Here is a 10,237-nt window from a genome sequence, read left to right on the forward strand (position 1 = left end):
CTTTTTGAAAGAATTACATATTCTTGCCGTTGTTTTCTCTTAATTCCCTCTGGTTCTCAGCCTTTTCTTTAGCAGCTTGAGAAACTTGTTGGCCACGGTTGGTTTCCGTTGAGGAAGTACTTGGTGCATTCGTTTCCTTCTTTGTGGGTGGAGCCGTTTTCGTTGGTGTTGAAGCAGGTTTCGTTGTTTCAGGCTTTGTGGATACTCTTGTTGCATTCGATCCCGACGGCGTAGGTGTTGTCGTTGTGTTTGTCGGTTCTTTTACACTTGTCGAAGTTATGGTTGTTTCAGCAGACGTTGCTGTTAATATCTTATTCCTATCAGAAGGATTTGTAGTATTATTCTTGCTGCTCAAATTCTGTTGAATGGTCTCTACATTCATTTCGCTATTATTTGAAGCCACTTTTAAAGCAGCCATTTCTTGATCTTTCCCCTTCGATGCTGTGGTTTGATCTTTGACCGCTTTTTCTGCTTGGTTAATTATATCCGCTTTTTTTGGGTCTCCGGATATAGTTGAAGCATTTCCTTCTGCTAATCGTATAGAAGACTGATCGCCTAACAAGGTGTGGGCGACAGAAAACGTAATAGAACCCGCTAATACCATCGCAAAGGCTCCCTTGGTTATTGTATTCATATATACCCCCGCGTTTTTTTTATAATCATATTAATAGAATACGAAAGGACCGAAACTATTATAGGGGTATAAAAATAGAAATATTCCATCAGGATAACCTCATTTACTTATGATAAGGTGCACCATTATTGATGCTAAATTTAATTTCTCACTAGCTGTCTCGATTGTTGATCACAAGTAAAAAAAATCTTCAACTATCCCGCCCGTTATTCCAATAAAAATAGCCACCAAGATAGGCAGCTGATGACTATCAATATTTTAGACACTATTTATTCTTCACCTATCCATTTATTATGTTGAATTAATAGTTTCTTAAAAATGAATAGCATGTCTAAGACTATTAGAATAATAAAGTTCCTTGTTATGAACACAGGAGAGATGAAGGTTTTACCATCAGATGATGCCAAGTTTATTACCTTCTCGTCTTCATCATACCAAATACCAACCTTAGGTAATTACTCAATTTCGAAGTATTAGGTATAATTGATAAAAAGTAAACCCTTTCCCAATAAGTACTTACCTTAATCTTTACTTAAAAATGTATACCTGATGATTGTAGTAGTTCGCAACTCTTTCCGTATTTAATCTTTAATGAACCTTTAAACTGTTCCTTTATTAATTCAGGGAATGTTTCTTGCCAAAGTTTAAGGACATTCCAATTCTTCCTTTTACGATTATGGTCCCATAATGACACTATATGAAATCCGTATTCATCTCCACAGCGTTCTAAGAATTTCTTGGATCGATATGAATAAATTCTACCTGTACTGGTGATTTCATATATTCCTTCATATCCTTCAATTACTCTTCTTTCTTCCACAGTTTTACCTCCCGAGTGCATATGCATTTCTCTTTCATGTAAAAACTCATTATGTATGAATAAAACATCAGAAATCGAAAGTTAATTATTTATCCTGTTTTTTGCGTAGTCTTCCTTTTGTAAGTAAATCACTTCCTCTAGCTCCCTTGTCATATCTTCTTTTAGTGGTTAAAAATAGTAATCCAGCTTCTTTTGCCCATTCAGCAATTATCTATAAATCCCATTAGGATGAAAATGTTCCCACCAATTATTCACCTTTTTAAAGTTTTTATTATCCATTACAAAAGATTTTACTTCAATTCCGAAAAGATACTTGTGGTACGCTTTAAATTGTTCACATCTTCTTATAAGCTCTATTGCAGCATTTTTACTCATTCTTGATGTAGTTCCAACAACAATAAAAGGAATATCGTCTTCATAGTGAAGTAGAATCTGACCACCAAAATAAATGTCATAAAGTTCAGTTAATTCCTCTTTCATAGCTACTTCCATTAACACAAGTCTGCTCATTTTGTCACTCCTTCTTCCCTTTATAATGAGCTTTTATTGAAAAAGGAGATTAAGTAATTATGAATATTATCCGAATTTCACTATATTTATTAAGACAAAGCTTTCACTTTATAAACAGTATTTAAACTCTATCCAATGCCAAAGGATACCCTTTATCTTCAATAAAACCTAGGAAATGTTTGTTTACAAACAAAATCACAGGGGATTACGACTGAGATATAGCTTTAAGCCAACTTTAAGAACGTCACAATGAAATATTTAGGAGTATTGCTAACAAAAAAATAAGCCAGGGGCAATTTTGTAACAGGTTTCCTTGTGAGGTGCAAAACGGTAATTCACCCATAAAATCACTGTGTCTTTCATAGGGTTTTCACATCATAATTCACATTTAAGCTTAGGGAAACTTTTCTCTAAGCCTTCCTTTTTATTATTTCTCTTCAACTAAAGCATCCCGTTACTTTAAGTGTAATCGTTCACAAAATCCTTTACCAACCCTTACGATTACACAAAGAAGTAATTTGTGCAAGATGATGTCTACCATGCCAAGCATAGATTCCTATATTTTTACCTACTGAAACTTTACCTGAATCTGGATGAATAAATGTCTTTTCCATATCAGCAGGAGTTAGACTACGTAAAAGGTTGGTCCAGCGTTTGTGCAATGTTTCGAGAAGTAAAAGTGAAGTATCAATTGGCAATTTAGAATCAGATAGTTCCGCCCATTTCGTTTCGTCATATAGCTTAATTACAGGATTTTCTTCCGTAAGAGCCAATATAAAACGAACGTAGGCATTCCTATGACTATCTGCAAGGTGATGTATTACTTGTCGAACAGTCCACCCTCCAGAACGATAAGCTGTATCAAGCTGTTCATTATCTAAGTCTTTTACAGCATCTCGTAATAATCTTGGTAAAACTTCAATCTCATTTATCCAAACACTTGTGTGAATTCTTCACAATCTCATTCAACCTGTTAAATCAGGAATAAGGCATACCCGTTTTTCCTTTTCATCGATAGTAAAAGTAAAAACTGCATCTGTGTCGATATTACTTAATCTTCTAATTTCTGCCGGTATATGGATTGTTCCTTTTTGATTATAAGTACACTTATTTTCTTTTTCAAATCCTGCTTTACTTGTTAATACAATTTTTTTACCATCTATAAATATATTGATAATGTCACCTACTTCAATATTTAATATTTTAGTAAGAGTTTTAGGAATGTACAATTGTCCAGTTTTTCTTAATTTTACTTTATTCAATTCAATCCCTCCCTAAAAATGTTTAGATTAAAATACAAAAGCTAGATGTAGGCATTTATTTATCCATAATAAAATTGAAAGGGGGGTCTCCAAAATAAAATGAATGAGCCTACATTAATATATTGTAGGCTCGTTCATTTTATTTAACTGCTGAAGTAATATTCCAAACGAAGGGGTCCCCCATTTTATTCCAATTTTGTATCATCTCTTCTTCTCTCAATAAACAGCGATCTAAAGAGGATTTCACAACTTCTTTATCCATGTGGATTCCGATCACAACGATTTCATTTTTCCGATCTCCAAACTTTTCATCCCAATTTTCTTTTAATGTGGGGTCTTCTTCAAAATATTGGGCTTGTTGCTCTGGGGACAAGGATGCGATCCAATACGATACCGGGTCTAATTGCACCGATGGACCTGCTTGCGAAAATAATAAAGCTAAGTCATTCCTGGTTGCACACCATACGATTCCTTTTGCCCTCACAATTTCTTCTGGCATTTCTTCCACCCAGCGATTGAATCTTTCAGAATGAAATGGGACCGAACTTCTATAAACGAAGGAGCTGATTCCATACTCTTCAGTTTCCGGAGTATGCTCAGGCGCTTCCAATTCTTTAATCCAGCCGGCAGATTCGCTTGCGGCTTCAAAATTAAACAAACCTGTATTTAAAATCTCTGGTGGGCGAACCTTCCCCTTAATTGAACGATGAAATTTCGCTGTAGGCTGTAACTTTCTTAAAAAAACCTCCAACTGAATTAATTGTTCCTCTTCAAGCAAATCGCATTTATTAAGGATCAAGACATCACAAAACTCAATTTGGTCTATTAGTAAGTCCGCAACCGTTCTTTCATCCTCTTCACCTACAGCCTGGTTTCTTTCCAGAAGGAGATCTCCTGAGGCAAAGTCATGCCAAAACCTGTTTGCATCAACAACTGTAACCATTGTATCGAGTTTACAATGCTTTGTAAGATCAATCCCCAGCTCTTCATCTATGTAAGAAAAAGTTTGTGCAACGGGTACTGGTTCACTTATACCTGTTGATTCAATCACAATATAATCTATATTTCCAATCTCTACAAGTCGTTCCACTTCTTTTAAAAGGTCTTCTCTTAATGTACAGCAAATACACCCATTTGATAGTTCCACAAGCTTTTCTTCCGTTCTGTTTAACCCCCCTCCCTGTTTTACCAATTCTGCATCCACATTAATTTCACTCATGTCATTCACAATAACTGCAACTCTTAATCCATCTCGGTTCTGAAGAATATGGTTTAATAAAGTGGTCTTCCCTGCTCCTAAATAGCCGCTTAAGACAGTTACCGGAATTCTTGTGTCTTTCATTATAATTCTCCTTCCGTTAATTAAAAATAATAATCATTACGATTTACACATTATACATATTTTAAATTACTTGAAATTACTCAGGTATTAAAGGACATTTATACCTATGCTATTTTCTTATTTTGTTTCTCTGTGTATCGTATAGCGTTTCAACCGAGGAGAATATTTCTTTAGTTCGAGTCTTTCCGGATCATTCCGCTTGTTCTTTGTTGTAATGTAATTTCTGTCGCCAGTTTCCGTACATTGCAAAGTAATTTTTACACGCATCTTACTTTCCTCCCTAATTTTTCGTTTTCAAATCAAAATGATTACGATTTGCACTTTATCCCAATTTCGTTTTAATGTCAAGCGGTAGAACGATAACTTCTTGCCATAAAAAAAATAAATCGAAATGATTCCTAAAGTCATTTACAAACGCATAGATTTATTTTAGAATGTAAAACGTAACGATTTCGTTTTATTACATTGTATAAAAATCTTAATATATCAAAGGAGTAATTCTATGAAAATATCTACACTTATGTCTACCTCTGTTCTAACTTTAAGCCTTTTGTTAACAGGTTGTGGATCAAAAGAAGTTGTAAAAACTGGAGAAAATAAAGAAAGAAACTCTCTAATAGTCTATACCACCATTTATCCGCTTGAAGATTTCACTAAAAAAATTGGCGGAAGTTACGTCGAAGTCCAAAGTATTTATCCTCCCAATGTAGATGCCCATTCCTACGAGCCTTCTACAAAAGACATGATTAACCTAGCAGACTCAGATTTATTTATCTATACAGGTGTGGGGATTGAAGGATTTGCTGAAAAAGCAACAGAAGCTTTGGAAAAAGAGGATGTACAAGTTTTAAAAGCCGCAGATGGAATCGATCTCATTGAATCCACTGATGATAATCATCATGATGATGAAGAAGGACATTCTGATGAAAATGAAGGTGAACACACAGAATCGGAAAATCATGAAGGCGAAGAACATAACCATGGTGACGTAGATCCCCACGTATGGTTAGATCCTGTCCTCTCTATCGCTTTAGCAAATAACATTAAAAACTCTTTGAGTAAATTAAAGCCAGAACACGCAGCAGAGTTTGAAACCAATTTTAAACAGCTAAAAAGCGAGCTCGAAAAACTGGATAAGGAATTTAAAACGACCATCGAGAGTTCAAAAACGAAGAATTTATTAGTTTCGCATGCTGCTTATGGATATTGGGAAAAGCGATATGGCATTGAAACAATTGCCATATCAGGTTTATCACCCACACAAGAACCAACTCAGAAAGAACTGCAAGCAATCATTGAAGAGTCTACAGAACATAACATTCATTATGTGATTTTCGAACAGAATATTTCACCCAAAATAGCAAAAATCATCCAAGAAGAAATAGGGGCAAAGGCTCTCACTCTCCATAATTTAGAGGCTGTAACAGAAGAGAACATTAAACAAAACGATGATTACTTCAGCATCATGCGTAAGAATTTAGAAACCATCAAGACAGTTTTAAATGACTAACAACAACATGTGACTTATCTATCCCTGCCTTATATTGCGGCAGGGATTCTCTTACATAGAACTAGCGAGAGGTATATATATAATTTTTTATTCATACTCTATTAAATGTACAAACTAATTAATAGAAACTGGAGGTATTTATGTATCGCATTGTTCGCAATAATATCATAGAACTTACGGGTATTATGATCATTGTTTTAGCACTTTTACTGCTTTCATTTAGTACCAGCTTTAAACTTTCATTCGATTTACCTCCGTCTCTATTAAATCTAAACACGATATTTCTAAGTATTTTAATAGAGGCACTGCCATTTGTTCTAATAGGGGTCCTCATCGCGGGTGTGATTCAAATATTTGTCACCGAAGAACATATTCAACGCTGGATTCCCAAAAATAAGGTTTTAGCTATAATCATGAGTTGTATAATTGGTGCCCTCTTTCCTGCATGTGAATGTGGTATAGTTCCCATCGTCCGTCGTCTTGTCGGGAAAGGCGTACCAATTCATGCTTCAATTGGATTTATGTTGACTGGTCCGCTAATTAATCCAATTGTGATTGCCTCTACTTATATGGCATTTGGGAACGATTTTAAGATTGCGGGATTAAGAATGGGGTTAGGTTTTTTTGTCGCTATACTGGTTGCATTGTTTGTCAGCGTTATTTTTAAGGGAAATCAATTAAAGTCTCCTATCCATACAAGTTCTTCACCAACACGCTCAAAAAAAGAATCTCTTTCAACAAGATTTTGGTCGATGTTAACCCATTCCATTGATGAGTTTTTTGATATGGGTAAATACCTGGTCATGGGAGCTTTTTTAGCTGCATTTGTACAAACCTATCTCCCGGCAAAATCTCTCTTGGAAGCTGGCAGCGGAACGGTATCCTCCCTATCTGTCATGATGGGATTAGCTTACGTTTTATCACTTTGTTCTGAAGCAGATGCCTTTATCGGTGCTTCCTTCAGCAGTATTTTTCCAACTCCAGCCATTTTAGGGTTCTTAATCTTTGGTCCAATGATGGATTTAAAAAACACCCTAATGATGCTGAGCGTATTCCGATTGAAGTTTGTTATCGGTGTGTTAGCTTTAATCATTTCGGTCATCTTTATTACTATCATGTCGGTGCAAAGCTTTATTTAAAGGGGGGAAAGTCGTGAGTTTTCATTTTCAGCAGGCTGTCAGAGCGTTTATTTTATTAGCTTTTTCTGTCCTGCTTTTTAAGCTTCATTTTACTGGCGAAATGACAAAGTTTATTAATCCAAAATATGAGGGCTTAAGCCAGTCTGCTTCTGTATTATTTTTAATATTGTTTATGATCCAAACCACAAGGATATGGACTGTTAAGGAAAACAGCCAGCATCACCACTGTCATCACGATTCTCACGACCATAATTGTAGTCACGACCATGGAGTCTCTCCTTTTAATACAAAAAAGTTAATCGCTTATGTTATTATTGTTTTTCCGTTAGTCACGGGGTTCCTGCTCCCTGCGAAGGTGCTCGACGCCTCAATCGCTGATAAAAAAGGTGGTTTGGCTGTATTAACCAATCAGAAGTCAGAGAAGGAAAAAGATGAAAAGCCTGCACCTAACAATAGTCAACAGGAAGACCCTGTTATTAATGGAGATCTTGTTGACCTTTCACGTCTCGAAGAATTAGTTTATACAAAAGATGAATATAATCAATTAATACAACATCTTTTACAAAGCTCGACTATTAAGATGAATGATGATATTTTTTCTACTTACTATGACGAAATTCAAACGGACATCGAGAAATTTAAAGGGCGAGAAATCGAGTTAAAAGGATTTGTTTATAAAGAAGAAGGTCTTGAACAAGACCAACTTGTGCTATCAAGATTTTTGATAACCCATTGCGTTGCAGATGCCAGCATTATTGGATTCATATCAGAGTTACCGGAAGCCTCATCACTTAAAGAAAATACTTGGATTGAAGTGAAAGGTGTTTTGGATACCACGAACTTTAATGGCACAGAGCTTCCTATCATAAAAATTACCACCTGGAAAAAAATCAATGAACCAAAGGAACCTTATCTCTATCCGATAAGTGTGAAAATTCTTTAGAAAAATAGCCTTAGTTCTTTGAACTAAGGCTGTTAATATTGACGATACACATAAGGATCCTCTGGTGGACTAATCGTCTCCCATGAAGTCACTTTGAGATACGGGATGGTTTTCTTAAAGGGCTGATAGTAGATGGTTTCGAGTTTTCCACTTACCGTAAGCCACTCATCATTTTTGGGGTTAATATCCTCAGGAAGCTCCACTAACATTCCAAACACGCCCGAATCTGCAACACAGTGAATAATTCCAAATCGAAATAGAAATTTTTGGTTCGCAGCTAATTCACCTGTGCTATAGGAGAATCCTGTTATTTTCACTTCTTTGCCAATAAATTGTCCAGGATAATTATAGATGGATTCTAAATCGGTTAAATAGTTGCTTTCATTAAGTTCAAGCGTATCTTTTTTCAATAATTTCTTTAACGATTTAGCCATTAAATCATCGTAGTCATCTTGTCCATAATAAACACTTGTATCAGGTTGTAAAAATTGCTGCTTACTAGTTGAATCGCTGTCTTCATAAACAGGAAAATAAAAGCCTTTTTTCTCAACAATATTGGAATCAAGCGTTGCGACAGGCAGAAACAGACCTGTCAAAATCGGAATAATAAATACTCCATTGGTTATTGCTCTTTTCCACCAAGTATTTTCTTCATGTGAATGTCCACAATCATCTCCACATTGATCATGATCATGTTGATCTTCTTTTATATAAAAATAAATACTAATAAAAGTAAAAATGGCCAGAATATAAATGGCAGAATAAGAGAGATATGAATATTTCATATTGATATACTTGGAGATATCACCTGAGGCGTGCAAATGCATAAATAAATACGTTAATCCAATTAATATGAGTGTTCTTAACATATCAGCACTACCTCCCTACTTAACAAATAATGTTATTATTGCGACCAAGATAGTTATATATCCCATTAAATACAGAACAAATTTCGCTTTAAATGTTCCTAAGAGCATTAACGTATTCTTAATATCCAGCATCGGGCCAAAGACAAGAAAGGCAACAAGGGAACCTGTTGAAAATGTACTTCTAAATGATGCTGCTACAAATGCATCCGCCTCTGAGCATAACGAAAGAACATAAGCGAGACCCATCATAACCAGGTTGGAAGTTAACGGACCTTGGCCAATGTCCAGCAAGGTAGCAGTTTTTACCGTGGTTTGAATGAATGCCGCAACAAACGCACCAAGGATTAAGAATTTCCCAACTGAAAACAGCTCATCAATTGAATGCTTAAGCATGCCAATAAATTTTCCTTTAAATGATTTGCGATGAACATGGTCAGCTACATCATTCTTTAACTGAGAATCCTTGAATTGAATGGAAAGTAACCCACCCACAATGAGAGCAACCAGTAAGGCGATCCCTCCACGATACAAGACCATATCCCAATTGTTCCCAAATGCAATATAAGTGGAAAACAACACGATAGGATTTATCACTGGACCAATAAGCATAAAAGGGATTGCTGCATAAAGCGGAACACCTTTTGCCATTAATCGTCGCGTAATTGGAACAATTCCACACTCACATGCAGGAAAAATAGCACCTATGAAAGCAGCAGAAAAAACGGCAAGTATTTTGTTTTTCGGAATAATCCGAGCCATCATTTCTTCCGTTACAAAAATCTGGATAATCCCTGATATTAATACCCCTAACAAGATAAAAGGCAATGCCTCAATTAAAATACTTATAAAGATCGTATTCATTTGCAAGAATAATTCGCCCTTCATATTCAACGACCTCTCTATTTTAGTCTTTTTTCAAGGATAAAATATAAAAATATGAAAATCACATTAAGATGCACCTAAAGAATTCTATAGGTGTTATAAAATAAATTCAACAAAATGTTAATGTATTAATTGGAATTTATTTGAAATACTTTATAATATTCATATTTAGGTAGGTTTTTTTCACATATATTCAATAACGAACGCATTTACTCTATAAAAACACAAACTCCTTGTTAAACTATCCTGCACCGTTAGCCATCCATGAAGCGCAAAAATCATCGCTTCACCACAGAGAATGAAAATGGATCAGGCAGTCTATACTG

12 protein-coding genes are annotated in these 10,237 nt (G+C 35.4%); 3 read left to right on the plus strand and 9 right to left on the minus strand.

The genetic code is table 11. The annotated features are described in order from the left end of the window. Positions 1–13: 13 nt before the first annotated feature. The 7 genes from CHI06_RS28550 to rpmG form a co-directional block, all read right to left on the minus strand. On the minus strand, positions 14–634 hold the full coding sequence (locus CHI06_RS28550; protein ID WP_095252006.1) for a hypothetical protein: 621 nt from the start codon (positions 632–634) through the stop codon (positions 14–16). 532 nt (positions 635–1,166) lie between these two features. Next, on the minus strand, positions 1,167–1,454 hold the full coding sequence (locus tag CHI06_RS28555) for an NUMOD4 domain-containing protein (RefSeq protein WP_257009508.1): 288 nt from the start codon (positions 1,452–1,454) through the stop codon (positions 1,167–1,169). Between the two features lie 207 nt (positions 1,455–1,661). Continuing rightward, positions 1,662–1,964 carry a hypothetical protein gene (locus tag CHI06_RS28560; RefSeq protein ID WP_095252008.1) on the minus strand — a complete coding sequence of 101 codons (303 nt, stop codon included), beginning with the start codon at positions 1,962–1,964 and terminating at the stop codon, positions 1,662–1,664. 485 nt (positions 1,965–2,449) lie between these two features. Then, positions 2,450–2,914 (minus strand): YfiT family bacillithiol transferase, encoded by a 465-nt coding sequence (locus CHI06_RS28565; RefSeq protein WP_095252009.1) that lies wholly within the window; start codon positions 2,912–2,914, stop codon positions 2,450–2,452. Positions 2,915–2,929: 15 nt separating this feature from the next. Further along, complete coding sequence (locus CHI06_RS28570; protein WP_095252010.1) at positions 2,930–3,226, minus strand: AbrB/MazE/SpoVT family DNA-binding domain-containing protein; 297 nt, start codon at positions 3,224–3,226, stop codon at positions 2,930–2,932. Between the two features lie 139 nt (positions 3,227–3,365). After that, on the minus strand, positions 3,366–4,568 hold the full coding sequence (locus CHI06_RS28575) for a GTP-binding protein (protein WP_095252011.1): 1,203 nt from the start codon (positions 4,566–4,568) through the stop codon (positions 3,366–3,368). Positions 4,569–4,685: 117 nt separating this feature from the next. Further along, positions 4,686–4,835, minus strand: coding sequence for a 50S ribosomal protein L33 (gene rpmG, locus CHI06_RS28580; RefSeq protein ID WP_034674496.1), 150 nt, complete (start codon positions 4,833–4,835; stop codon positions 4,686–4,688). Positions 4,836–5,070: 235 nt separating this feature from the next. On the opposite strand from rpmG, the gene CHI06_RS28585 reads away from it, so the two are divergent. From CHI06_RS28585 to CHI06_RS28595, 3 genes are all read left to right on the plus strand, one after another. Beyond that, the gene (locus tag CHI06_RS28585; protein ID WP_095252012.1) at positions 5,071–6,078 is read left to right on the plus strand and encodes a metal ABC transporter substrate-binding protein; all 1,008 of its coding nucleotides are present in this window, start codon (positions 5,071–5,073) and stop codon (positions 6,076–6,078) included. A 140-nt stretch (positions 6,079–6,218) separates the two neighbouring features. After that, a complete protein-coding gene (locus CHI06_RS28590) occupies positions 6,219–7,217 on the plus strand; it encodes a permease (RefSeq protein ID WP_095252013.1) in 999 nt (332 codons plus the stop codon). A gap of 13 nt (positions 7,218–7,230) precedes the next feature. Beyond that, a complete protein-coding gene (locus tag CHI06_RS28595) occupies positions 7,231–8,160 on the plus strand; it encodes a TIGR03943 family putative permease subunit (RefSeq protein WP_095252014.1) in 930 nt (309 codons plus the stop codon). 32 nt (positions 8,161–8,192) lie between these two features. Here CHI06_RS28595 and CHI06_RS28600 read toward each other — a convergent pair whose 3' ends face one another. Beyond that, positions 8,193–9,029, minus strand: coding sequence for a TIGR03943 family putative permease subunit (locus CHI06_RS28600; protein ID WP_095252015.1), 837 nt, complete (start codon positions 9,027–9,029; stop codon positions 8,193–8,195). Positions 9,030–9,044: 15 nt separating this feature from the next. Beyond that, positions 9,045–9,914 carry a permease gene (locus CHI06_RS28605; RefSeq protein ID WP_095252016.1) on the minus strand — a complete coding sequence of 290 codons (870 nt, stop codon included), beginning with the start codon at positions 9,912–9,914 and terminating at the stop codon, positions 9,045–9,047. Positions 9,915–10,237: the final 323 nt, after the last annotated feature.

Origin of the sequence: Bacillus sp. 7884-1, from assembly GCF_002272245.1 — a bacterium.
Lineage (GTDB): Bacteria > Bacillota > Bacilli > Bacillales > Cytobacillaceae > Neobacillus.